Below are 24,244 nucleotides of genomic sequence, written 5' to 3'. Positions count from 1 at the left end.
CCGGAGGTGCGGCAAGAGCATCTCAGGCAGCGCCGCATGGCGTTGATATCCCTATATCTTTCCGGCGCCCTCAGACGGCACGCAACTTGCATTTCCTTCGGCGTCAACGAAGACTGCGGCTTGCCGCATTGTTGCAGCCTCTGGCGGCTGCATTTCCGGAAGCTTCAAATGCTTCGCGGCCCTTCGGTCATCGTGACGCGATCCCCAAGGCTTCGATTCCCAGGGCTTCCAGACTTTCCATAGCTCTCGTGCGCGGCAGGCCAGCCCGCACGGCCCAAGACGTTCAGCCGCGCTCTCCCAGGGGGCGTGTCGATCTCACTTACGAAGCAAAAGGATCCATTGATGTCGTATCTCGCGCCTTCGGAATTCGTCACCAAGATGGTGGATGCAGGCGAGTCCAAGATCTTCATGTCCACCCGGGATACCATCATCCGCGCCTACATGGCCGGCGCCATCCTTGCGCTCGCGGCCTGGTTCGCCGTGACGATCACCGTGAACACGGGCCAGCCGCTGGTCGGCGCGCTGTTGTTCCCGGTCGGCTTCGTCATGCTCTATCTCTTGGGCTTCGATCTCCTGACCGGCGTATTCGTGCTCTCGCCGCTCGCGCTGATCGACAAGCGCCCGGGTGTCACTGTCGGCGGCGTGCTGCGCAATTGGGGCCTCGTGTTCGTCGGCAATTTCGCCGGCGCCTTCACCGTCGCCTTCATGATGGCCTTCGTGACGACGTTCGGCTTCACGCAGGCGCCCGACAAGGTCGGGGCTGCCATCGGCAATATCGGCGAGGGCCGAACCCTCGGCTATGCCGCGCACGGCGCGGCCGGCATGGCGACGCTGTTCCTGCGCGGCATGCTCTGCAATTGGATGGTTTCGACCGGCGTGGTCGGCGCCATGATCTCGACCTCGGTGCCGGGCAAGGTCATCGCGATGTGGATGCCGATCCTGGTGTTCTTCTACATGGTGTTCGAGCATTCCGTCGTGAACATGTTCCTATTCCCGTCGGGCCTGCTGCTCGGTGCGAAGTTCTCGATCATGGACTATCTGATCTGGAACGAGATCCCGACCGTACTCGGCAACCTCGTCGGCGGCCTCGCCTTCACCGGCATGACTCTCTACGCGACGCACGTCATGACCAAGCCGAAGCGCCAGGTCGACAAGGTCGCCAAGCCCCGCGTTGCGGCCTGATCAAACACGTCTCGACAGAGGAGCCTCGCCCAGCCAGGGTGAGGCTCCTTTCTCCTGGTGATGACGATGAGCCCCGGTCTCTCGATTTCGGTCGGCCAGCATTCCGACAAGGGCCGCAAGCCCATCAACCAGGACTTTCACGGCGTCCTCATTCCCGAGGAGCCGCTGCTCAGCCTGAAGGGCATTGCCGCGGTCCTTGCCGACGGCATCTCCTCCAGTGCAGTGAGCCAGATCGCCAGCGAGTCGGCGGTCAAGAGCTTCCTGATGGATTACTACTGCACGTCGGAATCCTGGACGGTGAAGACCTCCGCCCGCCGCGTGCTGGACGCCACCAATTCCTGGCTGCATGCGCAGACGCGCAAAAGCCAATATGCCTATGACCGCGACAAGGGCTATGTCTGCACGCTCAGCGCCATGGTCATCAAGGCGACTACCGCGCACATCTTCCATGTCGGCGATTGCCGCGTCTATCGCGTCGCCGGCAAGGCACTCGAGCAGCTGACCGACGATCACCGCATCATCGTCTCCTCGGAGCAGACCTATCTCGGCCGCGCGCTCGGCATCAATCCGCAGCTCGAGATCGACTACCAGGCCTTCGAGGTGGAAGCGGGCGACACCTTCCTTTTGGCGACCGACGGCGCCTATGAATTCGTCGACGCGCGCTTCGTCACGAGCGCCCTGAACGAGCATGCAGCCGAACTCGACGGCGCGGCGAAAGCCATCGTCGAGGAAGCCTACCGGCGCGGCAGCGACGACAATATCACCGTCCAGATCCTGCGCATCGATGCGGTGCCCCAGCGCGAGCCGGCCGGCATCTTCAGTCAGACCTCGCAGTTGCCGCTGCCGCCGCTGCCGGAGCCGCGCGCGATCTTCGACGGCTACCGGATCGTCCGGGAGATTCACGGCAGCAGCCGCAGCCACATCTATCTCGCCGTCGATGTGGAGACCGAGGAGCCGGTCGCGCTCAAGCTGCCGTCGGTCGATTTGCGCGACAATGCCGCCTATCTCAAGCGCTTCCTGATGGAGGAATGGATCGCGCGCCGGATCGACAGCCCGCACGTGCTTAAGCCGCTGTCACAGTCGAAACGGCGCGGCTACCTCTACGTTGCGACCGAGTACGTCGAGGGCCAGACCCTGAAGCAGTGGATGACCGACAATCCCCGCCCCGATCTCGAAACCGTCCGCGGCATCATCGAGCAGATCGCCGCGGGCCTGCGCGCCTTTCACCGCATGGAGATGCTGCATCAGGATCTCAGGCCCGACAACATCCTGATCGACAAGACCGGCACCGCCAAGATCATCGACTTCGGATCGGTCAGGGTCGCAGGCGTTGCAGAGGCTGCGCCTGGGGACGAGGCCGACGACATCCTGGGAACGGTCCAGTACACCGCGCCGGAGTATTTTCTTGGCCAGGGCGGCTCGCCGCGCTCCGACATGTTTTCGCTGGCCGTGATCTGCTACCAGATGCTGACGGGAAAGCTGCCCTATGGCACGCAGATCGCGAGGATCCGACGCAAGGCGGACGTGCGGAAGCTTCAATATCGCCCGGCCGACGACGACCGCAATGTGCCGGCCTGGGTCGATGGTGCGCTGAAGCGCGCGCTGCATCCCGATCCGTACAAGCGGCATGAGGATCTCTCCGAATTTGTCTTCGAGCTCCGCACGCCCAATCCGGCCTATCTCGACACGCGCATCACGCCGCTGCTGGAGCGCAGCCCGCTGATGTTCTGGAAGCTGACCACGACGGCGCTCGCCTGCGCCGTCGTGGTGCTGCTGGCGCTCTTGCACGCGCGCTGAGGCCCGGCGAAATTTGATCAGAGCTTGCCTTCCGCGAGCAATTCGCGGGTCCGCTTCAGCGTCGACAGCAGAGCGGCCTTGTAGCCCTGATCGCTGTCGAACTGCGCCTGCTCGGCCTGTTCCTCGGGCCCGAACGGCTTCTTGCCGCGTAGGCCCGTGTAGCAATAGAACCGCAATTGCAGCGCTCCCGCTTCGTCTTCGAAGAGCTCGTTGATGATCGCGCCTTCGCGTGGACCCGCGGCCTGGAAGAAGGTCACCTTGTGCTCCGGTTCGAAGCTGATGATCTCGCGCAGATCATCGCCAGCAATCGTGGCTTCACGCACGATGTGCGTCGCGCTTTCCTCCACGACGTCGCAGCGGGTACAGAGCTTGGGCGGAAGGAACAGGCGGGCGTCGCGGGCCTTGAGAACCAGGCCTTGCCAGATCTGAGCGCGGGTCAAAGGCGCTTCGCCTTCCGGATTCACTGGAACAGTGGCGGTCGAATAGATCATGTTGGACTCCGTTGGTTGTCGGAATTGCAGAATGGGCGTTAAGGCGAGGCCGCGACTTCGGAGACGAAATCGCGATAGGAGCGCAGAGGCCGGCCCAGCAGCGTGGTCAGGCGCTCGACGTCGCCCGGCTCGGGAAGCATGCCGTCGGTGAGAAAGCGTTCGCTCATCAGCCGCATGTCGAACGCCATCCAGCCCGGCATGAACTGCCTCAGATTCTTTTCGAAGCCGGCGGTATCGTCGCCGGGATAGGCGATCGTGCGCCCCAGCACCTCGGACCAGACGGCGGCGGCCTTCGCGCCGGTCAGCTCATCGGGACCAACGAGGTTGATGCGCGTGAGCGGAAGCGGCGTTGCGGCTCGCTCGCGGCGGATCAGCTCGATTGCGGCGATCTCGCCGATGTCCCGCGCGTCGATCATCGCGAGGCCCTTGTTGCCGATCGGCATCGGATAGACGCCATAACCGAGCACGACGTCCTTGATCGTGAGATCGTTGTTCATGAAGTAGGCCGGACGCAGGATGGTGGCGTTGAAGCCCATTTGCTCGATCATGCGCTCGACACCGAACTTGCCGGCAAAATGCGGCACGTTGACGTAACGATCGCTGTGGATCACCGACAGGTAGACGACCCGCTCGACGCCGGCCTCGCGGGCAACGTTGAGCGCGACCAGAGCCTGGGTGAATTCATCCGCGACGACTCCGTTGAGCAGAAACAAGGTCGAGACTCCGGTGAGGGCGCCGCGCAGCGCGTCGACGTCGAGCAGGTCCCCCTGCACGACGGCGACCTCTGCAGGGAGGTTCGCCTTCGCGGGATCGCGGACGAGAGCGCACACATCGGCGCCACGCTTGACGAGCTGTTCGACGACGTGGCGGCCGACGGTGCCGGTGGCGCCGGTAACGAGGATGGTCATGGGGATCACTCCGGGTTGGGTCAGAAGACACCCCAGAAATTAGCGATCCACATTTGGACCGGTAGACGGTATATTTGGACAGACCGTCTCATTGGTGGAACAGATGGACCTGCTCGCCCTCGCCGATTTCAATCTGGTCGCCCGCCATGGCGGGTTCGGACGGGCCGCGCGTGCCGCCGGTCGCCCGAAGGCCACCTTGTCCCGCCGGGTCGCAGAGCTGGAGGCGGCGCTCAACCTGCGCCTGTTCGAGCGCGGCGCGCGCGCCCTGAAACTCACCCAGGAAGGACGCGCGCTTTACGAGCGGACCGGGACTTTGCTGACCGAACTCGACGAGACTGCTGCAGCGATCGCTTCCGGAGGCGACAGGCCGCGCGGCAGGCTGCGCATCAGCGCGCCGCTGCTGTTCTCTCAGATCGCCATGGGGAAGCTGGCCGCCGGCTTCGCTCTGAAATATCCGGAGGTCCGCCTGGAAATAACGACGGAAGACCGGGCCGTCGACATGGTCGAGGAAGGTTATGACCTCGTCATTCGCGTCGGTCCCGATCCGGATGAGAGCCTCGTCGGTCGCATCTTCCTGCGCGACCGGTTGGTGGTCGTGGCGAGCCCCCACCTGAAACGACCCAAGGACAAGCTTGCTGTGCCCGCCGTCGTCCGCGGGCCGGGTGACCGGAGTGTCGCCTGGAACGTGACGGGGCCGACTGGTCGATTGCGTGTTGCAGTCGATCCAGTGCTGAGCCTGGCATCCCTGATCATGGTCCGTGACGCGGTCAGGGCTGGCGTCGGCGCTGGACGCCTCCCGTTGTCCCTCGTCAGTCCCGATCTGTCCGCCGGCACTTTGAAGCATTGGGGTGACATCGACGCCCCTGAGATCACGCTGTGGGCGCTCTACCCGTCGCGGCGCCTGCTGAGCGCGCGCGTTTCCGCCTTCCTCGACTTCCTGAAGGAAGCCTTCCCAGATGGCACCCCCCAGGAGCTTGCCGCCTACATCGAAAAATAAAGCGCAACGCGCGCTGGCGTCCCGATCGTCACGCCGGCTCGGCCGCCTTCGTCCCGAGCGGCTTCGGTGCCATGCCGCCGCCCGGCTTGAGGTGGAATTCGTAGCTCATCAGATGCCATTTGCCGTTCGCCTTGGTGCCGTCCGGCATTTCAGGATCATTGCGCGGCTCGACCTTGGCGATGAGATCGTCCTTCACACCGAACACCACGTCGGAATCCAGATATTTGTCGCCATCCATGAACACATGCGTGATCAGCGGTTCGTGGCCCTTGGCGTTGACCAGGAAATGCACATGCGCCGGGCGCATCGGATGGCGGCCCGTCTCCACGATCATTTCGCCGATGGGACCATCGGTCGGGATCGGATAACTGCACGGCAAGATGGTGCGGAAGAAGAAGCGGCCGTCATCGTCGGTGATGAAGCGCGCCCGCGCGGAAGCGCCGACCTCGTCGTAATTCGGCTTCTGTGAATCGTAGGAGCCGTCATCATCGGCGTGCCAGACGTCGACGGGCACGCCGGCGAGCGGCTTGCCTTTGAGATCGGTGACGCGGCTCTGCACGAACATCCGCTCGCCGGTCTGGTTATTCGGTGAGATGTCCGAGCCGTGCGCGGTCACCTTGTGCTCGCCGACATAGAACGGGCCGAGCACGGTGGTCTGTGTCGCGCCCTCGCGATCCCTGTGGTTGACGGCATCGACAAGCATCGAGACGCCGAGCACGTCCGAAAGCAGGATGAACTCCTGCCGGGTGTCGGTGCACTTCTGCCCGGTGCGGGTCAGGAAATCGATGGCGTATTCCCATTCCTCGAAGGTGAGGTCGGTCTTGCTCACGTAATCGTGCAGCGACTTCACCAATTCCTGGAGCAGGAATTTCGCACGTGGATTCGGCGTCTGATCGAAGCTCCTAACGACGGCTTCGGTGAGTTCGGTCTCGTTGAACTGGGTCATGGTGCGTTTACCCCTGGTTTTTCTCGTTGGCCCCCGGGAATCCTTCGACCCCTTGGAAGCGTTCCAGCGTTGCAGCCTACACCAGCGAGCAGGCTCGCGTTAAGCGCGACCGCCCTTGGAATGAGGCCGCCACTTCGGGTATCACCTTTTCGACAAAACTGCCCCGGAGGAACCGATGCTTGCCCCTACCCCCGCCTGGCCCGAATCCGTGGGCATGTCCAAGGCCGCGCTCGACCGCGTCGACGCGCATCTCAAGAGCCGCTACATCGATGCCGGCCGCTTCCCCGGCGGGCATCTCCTGGTCTACCGCCGCGGCAAGGTCGCACACAGCTCGGTTCAGGGTCTCGCTGACGTCGAGCGCAAGCTGCCGGTCAAGGACGACACCATCTATCGCATCTATTCCATGACCAAGCCGCTCACCAGCGTCGCCTTCATGATGCTGGTCGAGCAAGGCCTCGTCGCGATCGACGAGCCCGTCGCCAAATACATCCCGGAGTGGAAGGATCTCGGCGTGTTCGTCGCCGGCACCTATCCGGCCTTCCTGACCCGGCCGCCCTCCCGGCCGATGCTGATCGTCGACCTCCTGCGCCACACCGCCGGCCTCACCTACGGCTTCCAGCAGCGCTCCAATGTCGATGCCGCCTATCGCGCCGAGAAGATCGGCGAGGTCGAGAAGTCAGGCACGCTCCAGACCATGATCGAAGCGCTTGCCAAGATCCCGCTGGAATTCTCGCCGGGCGAGGCCTGGAATTACTCCGTCGCGACCGACGTGCTCGGCTACCTCGTCGGCAAGATCTCGGGGATGCCGTTCGAGCAGTTCCTAAAATCACGCATTCTCGATCCGCTCGGGATGACCGACACCGACTTCCATGTTCCGGCCTCCAAGGCGCATCGGTTCGCTGCCTGCTATTCCGCCGATCCCGGCGGCGGCATGACCTTCCATGCCGGACAGCGGCGCGAGGGCCTGACGCTCCAGGACGATCCGGCAACGAGTTCGTTCCTGTCGCCGCCCTCTTTCATTTCCGGCGGCGGCGGCTTGTGCTCGACCGTCGCCGATTATCTCACCTTCTGCCGCGCGCTGCTCAACGGCGGCGAGCTCGGCGGCGTCAGGCTGATCGGGCCGAAGACGCTGGCGCTGATGACGAGCAACCACATTCCGGGCGGACGCGCGCTGCCTGAAGTGTCGCGCTCGCTGTTCTCGGAAGCCGCCTATAACGGCATCGGCTTCGGCCTCGGCTTTGCCGTGACCATGCGCCCGGCCGAGACGCTGATTGCCGGCAGCCCCGGTGAATACAATTGGGGCGGCGCGGCCACGACCTCGTTCTGGATCGATCCGGCCGAGGAGTTGATTGCCATCTTCATGACGCAGGTGCTGCCGTCGAACGCCTACCCGATCCGGCGCGAGCTGCGCAGCATGGTCTACGCCGCGATCACCGAGAGCAATCTGTAGCCAATCGCTGCGATCCCGCGGCCGACGGCCGCGGGATCCGCGCCATCAGATGCTCATTTCAGCATCTCCGGCACGATCAGGCGCGGCAGGAACAGGGACACGCTGGGCCAGACGACGACGGCCGCAAGCACGAGCAGCATCGGGATCAGCATGATCACGGTGTCCTTCAGCGCATAGCGCAAGCGCACGCCGGCGATCGAACAGGCGATCATCAGGCACAGACCGTAGGGCGGTGTCACCAGTCCGAAGGCCAGCGAGACGATGGAAATGATCGCGAACTGGACCGGATGCAGATCGACGGCCTTGGCCAGCGGCTCCAGCACGGTGCCGACGATGATGATGGCCGGGATGGCGTCGAGGAAGCAGCCCACCACCAGAAAGCAGAAGGCGATGAAGAAGCCGGCCGCGACGGTGCCCATGCCCCATGTCGAGACGTTGGTCAGCAGCTCTTGCGGGATCTTGTAGTAGGCAAGCAGCCAGCCGAACGCGCTGGCGGTGCCGACGCAGAACAGCGCAACGCCGGCGAGACGCCCGGTGTCGAGCAAGGCCTTGTACAATTCGCGCAGACCCGTCTCGCGGTAGAAGAACGCCGAGAGCGCGACGGAATAGAGCACCGCGACGCAGGCGGACTCGGTCGCGGTGAACCAGCCGAGCAGAATGCCGCCGACGATGATGAAGGGCGTCATCAACGCCGGTATCGACCGCCAGATGGCGCATCGCATGTCGACCCAGCTCGACTTCGGATAGGTCGGGTAGCCGCGGCGCACCGCATAGACGTGCACCGTCGCCATCTGCGCGCCCGCAATCAACAGGCCCGGCACGATGCCGGCCAGATACATCGCCGCAATCGAGGTCGAGATCAGCCCGCCCCACACGATCATGAGGATCGATGGCGGGATGATGACGGCCAGCACTGCCGACACCGCCGTGATGGCGATGGAGAACGACAGGTCGTAGCCCTCCTTGGTCTGCGCATCGATGAAGATCTTGGACTGGCTCGCGGCGTCGGCGGTTGAGGAACCCGAGATGCCGGCAAAGAACACCGACAGCACGACGTTGATCTGCGCCAAGGAGCCCGGCCAGTGTCCAACCATCGAGCGTGACAACGCCACCAATCGGTCAGTGATGCCGCCGATGCTCATCAGGTTCGCCGTGAGCAGGAAGAAAGGCACCGCGAGCAGGATGAAGGAATTGTAGGCGTTGAACGTTTCCTGGCCGAGCGTCATCAGCGACAGACGCGGCTCGATCATCAGGATCGGCACACAGGCGAGGCCGAGTGCGAAAGCGACCGGCACCCGCACGATGAGCAAGCCGATGAAGACCCCGAACAGCACCATCGCGGCCTGTCCGGCAGAGAGTACATTGCCGCCCATCACTTTGCTCCAACCAGAACGCGCACTTCGTCGATGATCTGTTCACCCGCAAAGATGATCCACGTCACGCCGGCCACAGGCCAGGCGACGTGAATCAGCCAAAGCGGCAGATCGGCCAGCTCCGACGTCCTGTTCCAGGCAAAGCGGGTGAACTCGAGACCAGCCAACACGAACACCAACGCCAGCGCCAGCACGCCGAGCCGCGCCAGGATCCTTACCGCAGCCTCAGACCGCCGCGACAAGTCGGGCCACACATCGACCTCGAAATGCTGCGCCTCCCGCACCCCGACCATGGCACCGATCATGATCGTCCAGATGAACAGGAACCGCGCCATTTCCTCCGTCCAGATGTAGGACGGGATGAAAGGCGTGTAGCGCGAGATGATCTGCAGCGTGACCGGAATGACCAGGATGCCGACGCAGGCCGCCAGCAGGAATTCCAGCAATCTCGCATAGGCCGCCGTGAAGCGGCGCCACAGCGACGGTGTGGACGGGACGGGCATGTCAGACATTGTGGCTCCGTGCGCAACTCATCCGCCAGGTCCGGGCAGGAAGCGGGGCCTGCCCGGAATGGTATCGGCGGAGAGAACGACCTCAGACGACGTTGATCTTCTCGAAAATGCCTTCCGCACCAATTTCCTTGGCGTACGCAGCCATCACGGGATCGGCGAGCTTCTTCATGGCATCCCGCTCCTCGAAGGGAACGCGCTTGAGCTTGCCGGCCTTCTCGAGCGTGTCGAGCTTGACGACCTCTTCGCTCGACTCGAGCTGACGGCCGTAGTCGCCAGCCTCCTTGCCGGCCTTCATGATCGCGTCCTGCAAATCCTTCGGCAGGGTCTTCAGCGTCTTCACCGAGAAGCAGATCGGCCGGATCGACACAGCGTGCTGGGTCAAATTGAGATGCGGGGCCACTTCGTAGAACTTCATCGCCTCGACGCCGGCCGCCTCGTTCTCGCCGGCCGATATCACGCCGTTCTGGATCGCGTTGTAGACTTCGTTATAGGCGATCACGGTCGGGCTCATGCCGACGGCTGCGAAGGTCTTCGACCAGATCGGCGCGCCCTGCACGCGGACCTTGAGCCCCTTGAGATCGGCGAGATTCTTGAGCGGCTTGTTGGCGAAGATGTTGCGGATTCCGCCGCCGGCGTAACCGATCAGAACGACCTCCGCCTTCGCCGCGACCTCATTGGCGACCGGCGCCAGGATATTGGCCTCGACGACCTTGTTCATGTGCTCGATGCCCTTGAACACGAAGGGCGCATCGATGAACGGCGCCGCCTTGGCGAAGGTCGACATGTGGGCCGGCGAGACGATGCCGTAATCGACCGCCTTGCCCTGCGACATATACTCGAAATACTGCTTCTCGAGGCCGAGCGAAGAGTTTCTGTGCAGGGTGAAGTTGACGGGCTTGCCGTAATACTTCTTCACCAACTCCTCGAACCGGAGCAGTGCCCGGTTGAAGGCGTGGTCGTCGTTGAACTGGACCGCGCCGTTCAGCGTGACCGGCGCTTGCGCCCTGAGGATCGACGGCATGCCGATCGCAGCCGCCGCAGTGGTCGCTCCGATACCAGCGAGAAATGACCTTCGCTTCATCGTCTCCCCTCCCTTTGATGCTCCGCCCCTGTCGCCGGGGCGTGAGCGCCGCCGATATATGACCGGCGTTCGGGAAGGGTATGAAAAATGACGGCAAGACGGAAGCCAAATTCGGATGTGGCCCCGACAATGACCAGCCCTCCGCTGATACAGTTCGACGCAGGAGCCGCGCGCACGCCAGCTATTGCACTGCAACCGTCGCCTTTCGCCCTCCTCCGGGGCATCGAGGCGGATACGGTCCATGACGAATTGTGCAGTGGCGCAATGCCGGTGCTAATTTATGCTTCGGCCGTCCGGCGCCATCGCGCCGGCGCCGGGATGTCCACGTTTGTCCAAGCTCACCCTGCCCGTCCGGCTCGCTCTCCTGGTCACAGGAACGATGCTGCCGCTGATCGTCTTCGCGGTCGGCATCGTCTTCTACAATTACAAACAAGACCGCAACGACGCGACCCGCCGCGTGCTGGAGAACGTGCGCAGCATGCGCCTTGTACTGGATTCCGAGGTGCAGCGGATGACCGGGGGCTTGCAGGTGCTGGCACTGACGAATTCGCTGCGCAACGACGACTTCGAGAACTTCCGCCGCATCGCGCTCGGCTTCGTCGAGCAGTATGGCAAAGGCGGTCTGGTGTTGATCTCCGACCGCAAGGGCCGGCTGTTGTTTTCCTCGGCCACGGAAGACACCGCAAGCCTGCCGCGCCGCGGGCATATCGAGATCATCGAAAGGGTGTTCGCGACGAGGTCGCCGCAATATTCCGATCTGTTCACCGGCGCGATCAATGGGCGGCAGGTGCTCACCGTCGAGGTCCCGGTGATTCGCGACGGCGAGGTGATCTACGACCTCGCCTTCAGCCCACCGATCCGAATTTTCCAGGAACTCGTGGAGAAGCAGCGGCCCGACCAATTCTGGACGGTGTCTCTGCTCGATACCAAGGGCACCGTGTTCGCGCGTGTGCCGAACCCAACCGAGACGGTCGGCAAGCAGGCTTCCGGCGCGCTCTCCGAGGAGATGTCCCGCACGTCGGAAGCCGCCCTTTCGACCGTTTCGCTCGACGGGGTCGCGCTGTCATCCGCCTTCACCCGATCGCACCTGACCGGCTGGATGGTCGTGGCCGGCGTCGCCGAGAGCTCGCTGATCGCGCCGCTCTGGCGCAACGTCGCCATCACCAGCCTGATCGGCGGCATCCTGCTGCTGACCGGCCTGACCTTCGCGGTCAGGATGGCGACCACGATCGCGCGCGGCGAGATGCTGCACAATCTCCTGATCGAGGAGCTCAACCATCGCGTCAAGAACACGCTGGCCTTGATGCAGGCGATCGCGGTGCAGACCTTCCGCAGCGCCAGCCGTGACGAGCGGACGAAGTTCGAGGGACGGCTCGGCGCGCTGGCCGAAGCCCACAATCTGCTGAGCCAGGAGAAATGGGCGGGCTCGGAGCTGCGGGACGTGATCGCTCGCGCCCTTCAGCCGTTCCTGTTGAGCAATCCCGACCGGATCCGCTTGTCCGGTCCCGCCGTGCCGCTGTCGCCGCGGCTCGCCGTGGTGCTGTCGATGATCGTGCACGAGATCGCCACCAACGCCGCGAAGTACGGCGCGCTGTCGAGCGACACCGGCCGGGTGACGCTGGACTGGGAGGTCATCACGGAAGCGCCCAAGCCGCGGCTGCGGCTGATCTGGACCGAGATCGGCGGACCGCCGGTGACGGCCCCGGTGCGGCGCGGATTCGGCTCGCGCCTGATCGAGCGCAGCGCGCGCGACCAGCTTGGCGGCGAGGCAACCGTCGACTTCCTGCCGCGCGGCGTCGTCTGCACCGTGATCTGCACGCTGGACGAGACGCGATGAACGGACGAAGGAATCGGCAATGAAGATCACCCATGTGCGCACCCACATCCTCGAAGCCAAGCTGTCGCAGCCCTTTGCCTATTCGCGCGCCTGGTACGACACACGCACTGCCATGCTGGTCGAGATCGAGACCGACACAGGCCTGACCGGATGGGGTGAATGCTACGGACCGGCCAGGATGACCGCGGCAGTGGTGCAGAGCATCGCGCCTTGGCTGGTCGGCGAGAACCCGTTGCGCACCGACGTACTGTGGCAGATGGTCCACGCGCCTGCGCGACCACGGCCAGAAGGGCCTCGTGATCCAGGGGCTGAGCGGCATCGACATCGCGCTCTGGGACATCAAGGGCAAGCATTTCGGCGTGCCGGTGCACCAGCTCCTCGGCGGCGCGGCACGCAACGAGGTTGCGGCCTATGCGACCGGCCTCTACCGGCGCAAATCGGGTGACCCACTGACGTATCTTCCGGAGGAAGCGGCTGGCTACGCGGCGGAAGGATTCCGCGCCGTCAAGCTGAAGGTCGGATTTGGCATCGACGAGGATGCCGCCGCCACACGCGCAGTCCGCGATGCGATCGGCCCCGATGTTGCTCTGATGGTCGATGCGAACCATGCCTACGACGCCGTCGCCGCGATCCGGCTCGGCCGCCTGATCGAGCGCCACGACATCGCATGGTTCGAAGAGCCGGTACCCCCGGAAGATATTGCGGGCTATCGCGCGGTGAGATCCGCGCTGACGATCCCGATCGCCGGCGGCGAGTGCGAGTTCACGCGTTTCGGCTTCCGCGATCTGTTCGCCGCGCACGCGCTGGACATCGCTCAACCCGACACCTGCGCGGCCGGCGGACTTTCCGAATGCAAGAAGATTGCCGACATGAGCGAGGCGTTCGGCATCCGCTACAACCCGCATGTCTGGGGCACCGGGATTGCGATCGCCGCCTCGCTCCAACTCCTGGCCGTGCTGCCCTCGCACACGCCGACCTCGCTGGCGCCGCTCGCGCCGATGCTCGAGTTCGACCGCACCGAGCACCCTATCCGGCAGGCGATCCTGAAGCAGCCGATCGAGCATGCGACGGGAATGGTGCGGGTGCCCAACGGGCCGGGACTCGGGATCGATGTCGATCGCGGGGCGCTGGCAAGGTTCGCCGCGGATCAATGCGGACATTGAAAGAAACCGCCTAGCGTCGCGGCTGAATATCGCAATGCAACATGCCCTGCTGCGACAATTACGCTCGCTTCTTCCAATCATCCGATGTTAAACATCGGATGATTGTCGTCGACGCGACAGGAGAAAAGAACAGGCCGAAAAAGGCCGGCCGGGAGAGAAGTGCGGGTGGCAAGAGCGCGGCCGAAGCCAGCTGACAAGTTGATCAAGCCCGGCCGCATTCGGGCCGTGCTGACGACGCTCGGCCGCGAGATTGCCCAGGATCTCATTCCCGTCGGGACGACCCTGCCGCCGGAGGCGGAGCTCGAGGCCCGTTTCGGCGCCGGGCGCGGCGTGGTGCGCGAGGCGATCAAGACGCTGGCCGCCAAAGGTCTCGTCAGCGTAAGGCCTCGCCACGGCACACAGGTACTGCCGCGCCACGAATGGAGCCTGCTCGATCGCGACGTGCTGAGCTGGCTCGTCGGCCAGGACGAACCGGATCGGGACCTCCTGCTGGCGATCCAGGAGGTGCGCTCGATCATCGAGCCGGCCGCCGCGGCGCTTGCCGCCGAACGCGCCACCAAGAACGACCTTTGGCGGATCGATACGGCACTCGCCGAGATGCAGACCGCAAAGGATCAAGCCAGCGCCCTCGCCGCCGACAAGGCTTTCCATCTGGCCATCCTGGATGCGACCCACAATCCCGTACTGCAAGGTTTTCGCGGCGCGATCGACACCATCCTCAGTACCGTCTTCACCGTCGCTGTCGGAGGTCCCGGCGGCTGGTTCAGGGATAATCTGCCGAACCACGTCGAGGCGGCGCGGGCCATCACGAGCGGAAAACCGGAAAAGGCGCGCGCCGCGATGGAAAGCCTGCTCGGCTACACGCGATTGAAGCTGTCGAACCGGAAGACGGTCATCGCCGCGGCAAGTCGCAAAACGGATGGATCGGCCGTGCGCACGGCCAGGAAGGCGAGCGTCAGTGGCAGGAGAAAACGTCGTCGACCATGACATGGAAGGTCTGCGCGACATCGTCGCGGTGTTGGGAATAACGATCAGCGTGAAATGCCGGAACAGGCATAGCTGAGCGTCAGGGAGGTCAAATGCAGGTGACGGGCAGTATGAAGGGCCGATCGTCGCGACTGATCCGCAGCGTCAATTCGCTCGCGGGCGCTGCGATGTTCGTCGCGCCGCTGCTTGCGCTGGTCGCGATCTGGGCCATCGTCGTCCCGCTGTTCAACGTCAATCCGCGCGTGTTCCCCTCGGTCGGCGCGGTCGGCGGGGCTGCCATGGAGTCGATCCGCGACGGCACGTTGTTCGCCCATGTCGGCGCCAGCCTGGTGCGCGTCGGCCTCGGCACGCTGATCGGCATCGTCACGGCCGTGCCGCTCGGCATCGCCATGGGCGTGAGCCCGACGGTTGCAGCCTTCCTCACGCCGCTGTTCCGCTTCTTCTCGGTGCTCGCAGGCATCGCCTGGATCCCGATCGCGACCTTGTGGTTCGGCTACGGCTTCGGCGCGATCGTCTTCGTGATCTTCAACGCCGTGTTCTTCGTCGTCGCCTACAACACCCTGCTCGGCGTCAGGACCATTCCGCACACGCTGCGCAATGCCGCCGCCGCGCTCGGTGCGGGGCGCTGGGCGCTGCTGACCGAGGTGCTGCTGCCCGGTGCGCTGCCCAACATCGTCACCGGCATCCGCACCGGCCTCGGCTTTGCCTGGCGCGGGCTGATCGCCGCCGAGATGATCGCGACCAATGTCGGGCTCGGCTACATGCTGTTCGTCGCGCGCGATTTCTACCGCACCGAGGTGATCGTGTTCGGCATGATCGTGATCGGCGTGCTCTGGCTTCTGATCGACCGTCTGCTGCTGGTTCCGCTGGAGCGTGCGACCATCGAGCGATGGGGAATGGTGAGGCGCGCATGAATTTGATGCTGCAGATCTGGGGCGGCTACGTCCGCCTGACCCAACGCTGGCCGGGATTGGCGGCCATCGTCCCTTTTATCCCCGTGCTGGCGCTGTGGACGGCCGTCAGCGAAGCCGGCCTGTTTCCGCGCGCGTTTTTCCCGGGACCCGCCGACGTCGTTCGCGCGTTCTTCACGCTGACCTACAAGGGCATTCTGCCCGATTATCTCCAGGACAGCCTGATACGCCTCGCGACAGGCGCCGCTGTCGGCGTGGCGATCGGCATTCCCTTAGGCGTCCTGATCGGCACCAGTCGCTGGGCCCACCGCATTTGCTGGCCGGTGCTGCTGTTCTTCCAGGCGATCGGCGACATTGCCTGGCTGCCGATCCTCTTGATCTGGTTCGGCTTCGGACTGACGACGATGACCTTCGTCATCGTCTACACCGTGCTGTTCCCGGTCGTGCTCAACACCGTGCTCGGCGTCGAATCCGTACCGCGCGACCTGTCGCGCGCCGCCCTGAGCCTCGGCGCTTCGCGCGCACGTGTGCTCTGGGAGGTGACATTGCCGGGCGCGCTGCCCAACATCATCACGGGCCTGCGCAACGGCTTGGGTTATGGCTGGCGCGCGCTGATCGCGGTCGAGATGATCGTCGGCACCTCGGGCATCGGCTTCATGATGTTCGACGCCCGCCGCGCCGGCTCGACTGTCGAAATCCTGCTCGGCATGATCATTCTCGGATTGCTCTGGTACATCGTCGATGCCTGGATTCTCGCGCCGCTCGAGCGAGCGACCGGCCAGCGCTGGGGATTGGTGACATCATGAAGACGCTATCGCTGCGCAACCTCGGCAAGACCTATTTCGATCCTTACGCCGGTGCCCATGTCACCGCCGTTCACGACGTCTCGCTGGACGTCGAGCCCGGCGAATTCATCTCCGTGGTCGGCCCCTCCGGCTGCGGCAAGACGACGATCCTGAACATGATCGCCGGCTTCATCCCTTACTCGAAGGGGGACATCCTGCTCGACGGCAAGCCGGTGCACGGGCCTGGCCCCGAGCGGGGCGTCGTATTCCAGTCCTTTGCGTTGTTTCCGTGGAAGACGGTGCTCGACAATGTCGGTTTCGGCCCGAAGATGCGCGGCGTGCCGAAGGCGGAACGCGACCGCATCGCACGCGAATACCTCGCGCTCGCCGGATTGTCGCACGCGGCGCACCGCTATCCCAACGAACTTTCCGGCGGCATGCAGCAGCGCGTCGGCGTGGTGCGCGCACTCGCCAACAATCCCGACGTCCTGCTGATGGACGAGCCGTTCGCCAGCGTCGACGCGCAAACCCGTATGACGCTCCAGGAGGAACTGACCCGCATCTGGCAGGAACGCAAGCCGACGGTGATCTTCATCACCCATGACGTGTCCGAAGCCGTGTTTCTCGCCAATCGCGTGGTCGTGCTGTCGAAGGGACGCGTGCTCGACCAGATCGCGGTCGATCTTCCGCGTCCGCGCGTCTGGGACGATCTCGTCAAGGACGACCACTTCAAGCAGCTCTCTGCGCGCGTGCTCCAGATGGTGCGCGCGGCATGAGCATTGCCTCCGATGTCCTGCGCTCGTCGAAAGGCCGCGTCGTGCTCGGCGTCGTTGCGGCGTGGGCGCTGTTTCAACTCTGGCTGACGATGGCCGCGCCGGGAAAGATCGCGCCGGAGCTCGAGGGCACATCCGAAAAGGTGAACGTACAGATCGAGCTGCCTTTCACGCCGGAGCGCTTCCACGTGCTCGCGTTCCAGCAATACGGACGCGTCTCGGGAACGGACGAGCATTCGATCGAACTTCGTGGCGTCAAAAGAACGGACCTCAGGTCCGTTGCCCGTCCCTATTGGGTGACGGCGGTGGGGCCGATAAAAGAGGGAGGCTGAGACTATGAAACGACTCGCGCTGCTTGGACTGGCGCTTCTCGCCGGCATGGTGCCGGCAAGCGCCCAGACCCTGACCAAACTCAAGGCCGGCATGGTGACCGGCATCGACCAGATCGGCCTGCCGATCGCCCTCGAGCGCGGCTTCTTCGAGAAATACGGGCTCGATGTCACGATCGCGCGCCCCTATGCGACCGGCGTCGACGCGCTGAACGCATTGCAGGCCGGCGAAAGCGAGATCGTGCAGGTCGGCGTGCCCATGATCGGCGCTGTGCTGCGCGGCATGGACCTCGTCGCGCTCGGCAATTACAGCGGCAACGCCACCAAGGCCGGCTCCGACGCGACCATGGCGATCATCGCGCGCGAGGGTTCAGGCATCGTCAAGGGCGACCTGTCGACGCTGAAGGGCAAAAAGATTGCGGCGTCCTTCGGCACCATCAACCACCTCTATATCCTGGCGACGCTGGAGAAGGCGGGGCTGAAGCCGGATGACGTGACGCTGGTCAACACGCCGCCGCCGGACATGACCGTCGCGCTGCTCGCCAAGGGCATCGATGCGTTCTCGGGCTGGGACCCCTGGCCGATCGTCGCGGGCAAGGACGTGCCCGGCGCGGTCGAGATCATCCGAGGCGGCGACGTGATCTCCTATATCGGCTTCAACGTCGCGCTGCGCCCCTGGGTGCAGGCCAACGGCGAGACCATCGAGAAATTCCTCGCCGCCGTCTCCGAGGCCGATCAATGGATGCGCAAGAATCCGAAGCAGGCCGCGCAAGTTGCCACGCGCTGGATTCCGGGACTGAAGCAGGAGGTCGCGGAGGCTGCGATGCAGTTCAACATCCAGCAGGCGGACCGCCGGCTGTCGGCGAACAATTACCGCGCGCTCTGGAGCGCCGAGGATCGGCTGGCCCGCCTCGGCATCCTCAAATCGACCTTCGACGTCAATGCGCATATCGAGCCGAAGCACATTCTCAAGGTCATGAAGGATCGTCCCGAGCTGTTCGCCGACCTGCCGCCGATCCCGGAGTCGGCGGCGATCTCGCCGGGCTACGTGTTCAAGCCCTGAGCCTGTTTGCAAATGTCGAGACCGGCGCGCTGAGCGCGCCGGTTCGTCCAATGGACGCAGCGCCTGGGACGTCTGCGGGCCGGCCCTCATTGCAGCGACCTGCGATCGTCGGGCCTCCGGCCTAGACGGTCGAGATGCCGTCGATCGGGCTGATATCCCCGACGAAGCGCAGCAGGTCAGCCATCGTGAATTCGCCCGGCACCTGCGACGGAAGCGTCGGCTTCCAGGTCTTGCCCTTGAGCCAAAGGTACGACTGGCGATCGCCATGAACGAGGCCGACGAAGACCTCGGCAAGCAACGTCGCGCCAACCGGCCCGAGCCGTTCACCAGCGCCCCGCTGCTCCGCCTCCTTGAGGATGTAGTACCAGAGCGGCGTGTGCTCGTGCAGACCATGCTTCTTCGCCACTCCGCCGTCGGTCCCCTTCGAGATTTCTTCCGGCGTCAATGGATTCTTGATCTTCATGGCCCTGGCCACGTCCTGCCCGGACGGCAATCCCAGGAGCACCCCGCGCTTGAGATTGCGGAACGGCAGGCTGCCGCCGTCGCCGGGCAAAGTGTGGAGTTGCGGCACGACGAAGGGGTCGATCTTGCGAGATGCATTCAATGCCACCCCTGCCGGATTGGAGGGCAGGACTTGGTAGTAGCGGCGCCAATCGATGATCCAATTGCTTGAAAGCACCGGAAGCGGGAGCGGCGGCTGGATCGGATCGGGCGCGAGATCTCCAATGATGCCTCCCGAGAGCCCGGTGAACCTGAACAGCAAATCGAGCGTCGCGGGGATGTTACCAGGTCCGAACGTGAAGACCCTGTTGTGGCTGTAGGCTTCACGAACCATGCTGTGGCCGAGGCGGTAGACGGCAGCGGAAAACTCGACGGGCATATAAGGCGTCTTCTTGAAGCGATAGAAGCGCCGACCCTGCTCGAGGATCTTCGCCACGATCCCCTTCTCGGTGATCCGCTCCACGAAGTCGTGCAAGACCATCCACTGGTAATGCCAGGTTACGATCCGGCGCGCTTCCTCGAAGATTTCACCCGGCGGCTTGCCAGCCGCCGCGAGCTGATCGCAAACCTTGTTGTGAAACTTGAGCATGGCAAGATGGGTTTGCGCAACGACGAGGTTCTCGTCGTTGCGATGATCGCCGATCAGCGCGAACCCTTCGGGGCTGCGCGGAAGATCGTTGCGATGATCTCCGGTGACGTTTCCAAGCGGGACATTGACGGTCTTGCCGGTCAGGAGCTTGGGTCCCGGAGTCCTGCCGCTGTCGGTGGCAGAATTGCGCGCGTACAGGTGACGGCTTCCGTCGGGACCGAGACCATACACGCTGTCGAGGTCGAGCGCCGGCGTGCGGAAATTCTGTACAGCCATGGGATCGGCCTCCTTGTCGCCAAAGGAGGTCAGGTCCAGCGTGATGTCATGATCGACGAATTGTCCGAGATAGGTGAAGCCGGCGGGCACGTTGACATTGTTTCCGGCAGCGTCGCCAGGAACTGGATCTTTCATCGCATCGGCAAGCTCATGCAGCGGACCGTCGTCGACCGCCAGAGGTTCGAGTGTCGGAAACATCCGGCCGAACATGCCGGGATCATCGTGTCCGGTCAGCGTATCCAGAAATTGCCGCGTCGGTTGACGTCCGGCTTTGCCGTGGCCGGGCTGAACGTTTACGTCGGTTCCCATCGCTTGCTCCTGCTTGAAATGCTGAAAGGGAGAGGGGCGACGAAGGTGTCGATTGTTCCAAATGCTCGTTTCAGTATAGGTCTTTGAAAATTGCCCCTCAGGGTGCAGTACGATGAAATATTACCATAGATTGCATTCTGCAGAGAGCTTCGGCAGCGAGGCGTTTTGCCCCACCAACGACACAGGCTTTTGATCGGCTGGAGCTCAAATCAAAAAGACTAAGGCGCGATCAACGCGCCACAGCGCTCAGCGTCTTGCAGTGAACCGCGCCCAGATCTCGGCGTCCGTATAGAAGTCAACGCCACCGTCCAGATCTCTCACAAGCCACTCGCCAAGATAGACGATCTGAGTGCCGCTGCGCCGCGCGTGGCGGAGCTCGAATTTTCCCTCAGCATCCTTCTGCAGCGAGCAGGTCGATTGAACCCAGCTCGGCCACTCCTGAAACGGCTGCCCAACGAACTGCCAGGCAACCAAAGCGGCGTTGTTAGGCAACGGCTCTAAAACCAGTGTCTTGTTCACGCGATCTCCATCATGCAGTTCTCCCTGCTGCAACGCCTCGGGACCGGAAAGGTTTGATATCTCTCGACCGCAGGAGAGCATGTCCTGGCTTGCGCGGTGGTCCTCAAGATCCGGTTTTCCACCCGTGAAAACACGGTTCCACCCTACCCGATCGTCTGCAACGCCGGGAAGGTCTCCAGCAGCCAGATGCTCACATTCGAGACTGCGCCGGTGAGGAAGCCGATGCCGGTGATCACCATCAACACGCCCATGACGCGCTCGACATTGACGAGCTGGCCCTTCATCCGTGCGAACAGCGCGGAGAATTGCTCGATCATCAGGGCGGCGAGCAGGAAGGGAATGCCGAGCCCGGCGGAATAGACCGCGAGCAGGCCCGCGCCCTTGGTCACCGTTGCTTCCGCCGCGGCGATCGAGAGGATCGCCGCGAGGATCGGGCCGATGCAGGGTGTCCAGCCGAAGGCGAAGGCGAGCCCCATGATGTAGGCGCCCCACAGCCCGACGGGTTTGGGGATCGACAGACGGCCCTCGCGCATCAACAAACCGATCCGTGTCAGTCCGAGGAAGTGCAGGCCCATGATGATGATGACGATGCCGGCGAGGATCGACAGTTCGCCCGACCAGGCGCGGATCAGCCCGCCGATCAGCGAAGCACTGGCGCCGAGCGCCACGAACACCGTGGAGAAGCCGAGCACGAACAGGAGCGCCGACATCAGGATCGCGCGCTTGGAGGCCGCAGCCGGCTTGTCGCTCTCGACATGCTCGATCGTGGCGCCCGTGAGGTAGACCAGATAAGGCGGGACCAGAGGCAGGACGCAAGGCGAGAGGAAGCTGACGAGGCCGGCAATCAGCGCCGCCGGGATCGAAACATTTTGCATGATGCAATCGGAGCCATCTCAGGCCCGGCACGACGCGACGGAAGCGCGCGACCGGAGCCGAACCGGCTCCTGGTGTAGCCGATGCCGGGGAATGCGCAACAGAGGCGCGCAAAACCAGGGCTCCTCCCGATGCCATCCGTGATCACAGATACGGCATCGGGACGCGCACAAATCTCGCCAAACAGCGAGATTCGGCGGCGCGGCTACTTCACCACGCGGAGCAGCGGACGCCGGGGCTGGACCTGCGCCTGCTTGGAAGGGGACGGCGGTTCGCTCGCAGCGCTCCGCAGCATTTCGTCGCACAATGCCTTGAGATCGGCATCGTCAATTCCTTTGAGCCTCATCCTGACGTCGAGGATGACAATGGACAGCAGCTCGGCCGACTCGCGGCTGTTGCTCGCAATGAGAACCCTCCGGCACTCCTCGAGCGTTTCCAGCACCGACTGCAATTGTTCGTCTGAATGCGACACCGGCGTTCTTTCCGTTAGCTCGGCCTGCGAGACGTGATTGTGACGATCCCCTCGGGCCCCGTAGATGTACAAAGATAGCACGAGGCCCGGACGCCTCTGAACAGCATTTCAGCGGGTTTCTGCGGTGAAACTGCGGTTCCTGCCGACATCGTTTCAAGGCACCACCGAGAATCGCCGGAACGGTCCGGGACACGACTCCTCATGCGCGGTGATAAATCCACCTGGGACGGTGGCAACGGCTCTCGCGCAGGAACGCACATGGCTGACAACGCCGACGATCCTGCAGCCATCTCAAGGCTCGCAACGGAACTCACGCGATACCCCTCAAGCGGGCAATAACTTGCCCAATTCCCCAGCCTTGGCAACACTCAAATACCACTTGCACGTCGGTAACGATGAGGTTCAAAACTCACCGCTCCCCAACCCGCAGTGGTTGTGGTTTGCGCCAGATTCTGCCAGTTTAGCGTCCTGAAGGGAATTGTATGCACTCCTTGGCGGAAAGGGGCGTTCCGCTGGAAGAACGCCCAAAACCAAACCTCGGCGGCCTCTCGGATTGGGACGCGGCCCGCATATTTCTGGAAGTCGTTCGATGCGGAAGTTTCCGCTCGGCGGCCGAACGCCTTTCGCTATCGATCAACGCCGTCCGCCGCCGGATCGATGATTTCGAGCGCCAGACCGGCACCACCCTCTTCACCCGCGACGTTCACGGCACGCATCTGACCGATGAAGGCGCGATGGTGGTCTCGGCCGTCGAGCGCATGGAGGCGGCCGCCTTCGACGTGCTGCGCACCAGCGATTCGACCGCCAACGCGCTGTCCGGCGAGGTCCGTGTCGCCGTCACCGAGGGACTTGGGACGTTCTGGCTTGCCCCGCGGCTGGTCGAGTTTCAGCAGGCCTATCCGAAGATCCTGGTCGACCTGCATTGCGCGATGCGCTCGGCCGACGTCTCCCGCCACGAGGCCGACGTCGCCATCCATCTGTCGCGTCCCTCGGCGCTCGACGTCAAGCTGGTGCGGCTCGGCCGCATGCATCTGATGTTCTGGGCCGCCGAGAAATACATCGCAAAACATGGCGCGCCGCGTTCGGCGGCCGAATTGATCAAGCACCGCCTGGTGCTGCAATTCGCCGACCAGCTCGCCGCCAAGGAATCTTTCGAGAGCTTCTTCCCGGGCGTTTCGGAGCGTGACCTTTTGGTCATGAAGACCAACGTCTCGAGCGCCAACTATTGGGCGGTCGCAAATGGCGCCGGCATCGGCGTCTTCCCGAGCTACGCCATTGCGCTCGGCGGGAAACTGATTCCACTGGAGGTTGAGCTGAACCGGCCGCTGGATATCTGGCTGTCCTACCATCCCGGTAGCGGACGGATTCCGCGCGTGCGGCACATGATTGACTGGCTGATCGAGGCTTTCAATCCAGCTCGTTTCCCGTGGTTTAAGGAAGAGTTCGTGCATCCGCATGAATTCAAGGACTCCTATATGGGCGAACCCCTGACCCAGCTCTTCGGGGGATTTTCAACCGAAGAACAACGGTGAACGAAGATGAAAGCAGCGGCGAAGAGAATGAAGCAGCGCAGTGCCGGCAAGCCGGACATTGAGCTTGGCAAGCGGATCCGGTTGCGGCGCGTCGAGATGAAGATCTCGCAAGCCGAGCTGGGCGAGAAGCTGGGCGTCAGCTTCCAGCAGGTCCAGAAATACGAGAAGGGCGTCAATCGCGTCGGCGCGGCTCGGCTTCAGCAGATCGCCTCGGCCCTCGATGTGCCCGTGACCTTCTTCTATGACGGCGACAACAAGGCGCGCGAAGTGGAGAGCCTGCTCTTCCTCGACAGCGCCTTCAGCCTCCGGCTGCTGCGCGCCTACAGCAAGATCAAGGACCAGACGGTGCAACGTCAGCTCGTCTCGCTGATGGAATCGATCGCCGCGAACGAAAGCTGAGATCGATCGACGGTCCGGCCTTCAACGGCCGACGTTCAATCCGCCGCGTCACGGGGATGCGGCCGGATTGGACCAGACCGAGCGAGATATGCTGTGCCGGCGCCCTTGCGCACGGACTGTCTCGGGGCGGCATGGCCGCCGCTTTTTCTTGGCCGTTTGGTACCGTCCTCGAACCTTGGGCGCGCCATG

23 protein-coding genes and 1 pseudogene are annotated in these 24,244 nt (G+C 63.7%); 14 read left to right on the top strand and 10 right to left on the bottom strand.

Going from position 1 to position 24,244, the window contains the following annotated elements; translation table 11 throughout:
- Positions 1-342: 342 nt before the first annotated feature.
- Together LPJ38_RS17080 and LPJ38_RS17075 are read left to right on the top strand one after the other, a co-directional pair.
- Positions 343-1,182, top strand: a complete 840-nt coding sequence (locus LPJ38_RS17080) for a formate/nitrite transporter family protein (RefSeq protein WP_145628114.1) — start codon at positions 343-345, stop codon at positions 1,180-1,182.
- Positions 1,183-1,242: 60 nt separating this feature from the next.
- Positions 1,243-2,979 (top strand): bifunctional protein-serine/threonine kinase/phosphatase, encoded by a 1,737-nt coding sequence (locus LPJ38_RS17075; protein WP_167520217.1) that lies wholly within the window; start codon positions 1,243-1,245, stop codon positions 2,977-2,979.
- Positions 2,980-2,996: 17 nt separating this feature from the next.
- Here LPJ38_RS17075 and LPJ38_RS17070 read toward each other — a convergent pair whose 3' ends face one another.
- Positions 2,997-3,470, bottom strand: a complete 474-nt coding sequence (locus LPJ38_RS17070) for an SRPBCC family protein (RefSeq protein WP_145628118.1) — start codon at positions 3,468-3,470, stop codon at positions 2,997-2,999.
- Between the two features lie 38 nt (positions 3,471-3,508).
- Positions 3,509-4,378, bottom strand: coding sequence for an SDR family oxidoreductase (locus LPJ38_RS17065; protein ID WP_145628120.1), 870 nt, complete (start codon positions 4,376-4,378; stop codon positions 3,509-3,511).
- A 103-nt stretch (positions 4,379-4,481) separates the two neighbouring features.
- On the opposite strand from LPJ38_RS17065, the gene LPJ38_RS17060 reads away from it, so the two are divergent.
- Positions 4,482-5,375, top strand: coding sequence for a LysR family transcriptional regulator (locus LPJ38_RS17060; protein ID WP_145628122.1), 894 nt, complete (start codon positions 4,482-4,484; stop codon positions 5,373-5,375).
- Between the two features lie 28 nt (positions 5,376-5,403).
- Here LPJ38_RS17060 and LPJ38_RS17055 read toward each other — a convergent pair whose 3' ends face one another.
- Entirely contained in the window at positions 5,404-6,321 is a 918-nt protein-coding gene (locus tag LPJ38_RS17055; protein ID WP_145628124.1) for an intradiol ring-cleavage dioxygenase, read from the bottom strand.
- Positions 6,322-6,496: 175 nt separating this feature from the next.
- Between LPJ38_RS17055 and LPJ38_RS17050 the strand changes: the two genes are divergently transcribed.
- The gene (locus LPJ38_RS17050; RefSeq protein WP_145628126.1) at positions 6,497-7,771 is read left to right on the top strand and encodes a serine hydrolase domain-containing protein; all 1,275 of its coding nucleotides are present in this window, start codon (positions 6,497-6,499) and stop codon (positions 7,769-7,771) included.
- Positions 7,772-7,824: 53 nt separating this feature from the next.
- Here the strand turns inward: LPJ38_RS17050 and LPJ38_RS17045 are convergent, their stop codons facing one another.
- The 3 genes from LPJ38_RS17045 to LPJ38_RS17035 form a co-directional block, all read right to left on the bottom strand.
- Positions 7,825-9,144, bottom strand: coding sequence for a TRAP transporter large permease (locus LPJ38_RS17045; RefSeq protein WP_145628128.1), 1,320 nt, complete (start codon positions 9,142-9,144; stop codon positions 7,825-7,827).
- Positions 9,144-9,656, bottom strand: coding sequence for a TRAP transporter small permease (locus LPJ38_RS17040; protein WP_145628130.1), 513 nt, complete (start codon positions 9,654-9,656; stop codon positions 9,144-9,146). Before LPJ38_RS17040 ends, LPJ38_RS17045 begins: the two co-directional genes overlap by 1 nt.
- Before the next feature lie 82 nt (positions 9,657-9,738).
- Positions 9,739-10,737 (bottom strand): TRAP transporter substrate-binding protein, encoded by a 999-nt coding sequence (locus LPJ38_RS17035; RefSeq protein WP_145628132.1) that lies wholly within the window; start codon positions 10,735-10,737, stop codon positions 9,739-9,741.
- Positions 10,738-11,116: 379 nt separating this feature from the next.
- Between LPJ38_RS17035 and LPJ38_RS17030 the strand changes: the two genes are divergently transcribed.
- From LPJ38_RS17030 to LPJ38_RS16995, 8 genes and pseudogenes are all read left to right on the top strand, one after another.
- Positions 11,117-12,574 carry a sensor histidine kinase gene (locus LPJ38_RS17030; RefSeq protein WP_145628368.1) on the top strand — a complete coding sequence of 486 codons (1,458 nt, stop codon included), beginning with the start codon at positions 11,117-11,119 and terminating at the stop codon, positions 12,572-12,574.
- Positions 12,575-12,593: 19 nt separating this feature from the next.
- Positions 12,594-13,737 (top strand): annotated as a pseudogene (locus tag LPJ38_RS17025) (mandelate racemase/muconate lactonizing enzyme family protein).
- A gap of 165 nt (positions 13,738-13,902) precedes the next feature.
- Positions 13,903-14,724, top strand: coding sequence for a FadR/GntR family transcriptional regulator (locus LPJ38_RS17020; RefSeq protein ID WP_208750473.1), 822 nt, complete (start codon positions 13,903-13,905; stop codon positions 14,722-14,724).
- Between the two features lie 110 nt (positions 14,725-14,834).
- The gene (locus LPJ38_RS17015) at positions 14,835-15,638 is read left to right on the top strand and encodes an ABC transporter permease (protein ID WP_145628136.1); all 804 of its coding nucleotides are present in this window, start codon (positions 14,835-14,837) and stop codon (positions 15,636-15,638) included.
- Complete coding sequence (locus tag LPJ38_RS17010) at positions 15,635-16,441, top strand: ABC transporter permease (protein WP_145628138.1); 807 nt, start codon at positions 15,635-15,637, stop codon at positions 16,439-16,441. The genes LPJ38_RS17015 and LPJ38_RS17010 overlap by 4 nt, the downstream gene beginning before the upstream one ends.
- Positions 16,438-17,196: an ABC transporter ATP-binding protein gene (locus LPJ38_RS17005; protein ID WP_145628139.1), complete on the top strand. Its 759-nt coding sequence runs from the start codon at positions 16,438-16,440 to the stop codon at positions 17,194-17,196. Before LPJ38_RS17010 ends, LPJ38_RS17005 begins: the two co-directional genes overlap by 4 nt.
- Positions 17,193-17,525 carry a hypothetical protein gene (locus LPJ38_RS17000; protein WP_145628141.1) on the top strand — a complete coding sequence of 111 codons (333 nt, stop codon included), beginning with the start codon at positions 17,193-17,195 and terminating at the stop codon, positions 17,523-17,525. The genes LPJ38_RS17005 and LPJ38_RS17000 overlap by 4 nt, the downstream gene beginning before the upstream one ends.
- A gap of 4 nt (positions 17,526-17,529) precedes the next feature.
- Positions 17,530-18,585: an ABC transporter substrate-binding protein gene (locus LPJ38_RS16995; RefSeq protein ID WP_145628143.1), complete on the top strand. Its 1,056-nt coding sequence runs from the start codon at positions 17,530-17,532 to the stop codon at positions 18,583-18,585.
- 121 nt (positions 18,586-18,706) lie between these two features.
- Here LPJ38_RS16995 and LPJ38_RS16990 read toward each other — a convergent pair whose 3' ends face one another.
- The 4 genes from LPJ38_RS16990 to LPJ38_RS16975 form a co-directional block, all read right to left on the bottom strand.
- On the bottom strand, positions 18,707-20,260 hold the full coding sequence (locus tag LPJ38_RS16990; RefSeq protein ID WP_145628145.1) for a peroxidase family protein: 1,554 nt from the start codon (positions 20,258-20,260) through the stop codon (positions 18,707-18,709).
- Positions 20,261-20,506: 246 nt separating this feature from the next.
- Complete coding sequence (locus LPJ38_RS16985) at positions 20,507-20,779, bottom strand: hypothetical protein (protein ID WP_145628147.1); 273 nt, start codon at positions 20,777-20,779, stop codon at positions 20,507-20,509.
- A gap of 143 nt (positions 20,780-20,922) precedes the next feature.
- On the bottom strand, positions 20,923-21,654 hold the full coding sequence (locus LPJ38_RS16980; protein ID WP_145628149.1) for a cytochrome c biogenesis CcdA family protein: 732 nt from the start codon (positions 21,652-21,654) through the stop codon (positions 20,923-20,925).
- A gap of 203 nt (positions 21,655-21,857) precedes the next feature.
- On the bottom strand, positions 21,858-22,205 hold the full coding sequence (locus LPJ38_RS16975) for a hypothetical protein (protein WP_231088652.1): 348 nt from the start codon (positions 22,203-22,205) through the stop codon (positions 21,858-21,860).
- Positions 22,206-22,606: 401 nt separating this feature from the next.
- Between LPJ38_RS16975 and LPJ38_RS16970 the strand changes: the two genes are divergently transcribed.
- Both LPJ38_RS16970 and LPJ38_RS16965 read left to right on the top strand, forming a co-directional pair.
- Positions 22,607-23,656 (top strand): LysR family transcriptional regulator, encoded by a 1,050-nt coding sequence (locus LPJ38_RS16970; RefSeq protein WP_060735419.1) that lies wholly within the window; start codon positions 22,607-22,609, stop codon positions 23,654-23,656.
- A 27-nt stretch (positions 23,657-23,683) separates the two neighbouring features.
- Positions 23,684-24,055: a helix-turn-helix domain-containing protein gene (locus LPJ38_RS16965; RefSeq protein ID WP_020608151.1), complete on the top strand. Its 372-nt coding sequence runs from the start codon at positions 23,684-23,686 to the stop codon at positions 24,053-24,055.
- The last annotated feature ends 189 nt before the right edge of the window (positions 24,056-24,244 follow it).

Origin of the sequence: Bradyrhizobium daqingense (assembly GCF_021044685.1) — a bacterium.
GTDB lineage: Bacteria > Pseudomonadota > Alphaproteobacteria > Rhizobiales > Xanthobacteraceae > Bradyrhizobium > Bradyrhizobium daqingense.
The sequence above is the reverse complement of the archived record's forward strand: the minus strand, read 5'-3'. Positions and strand labels throughout refer to the sequence as shown.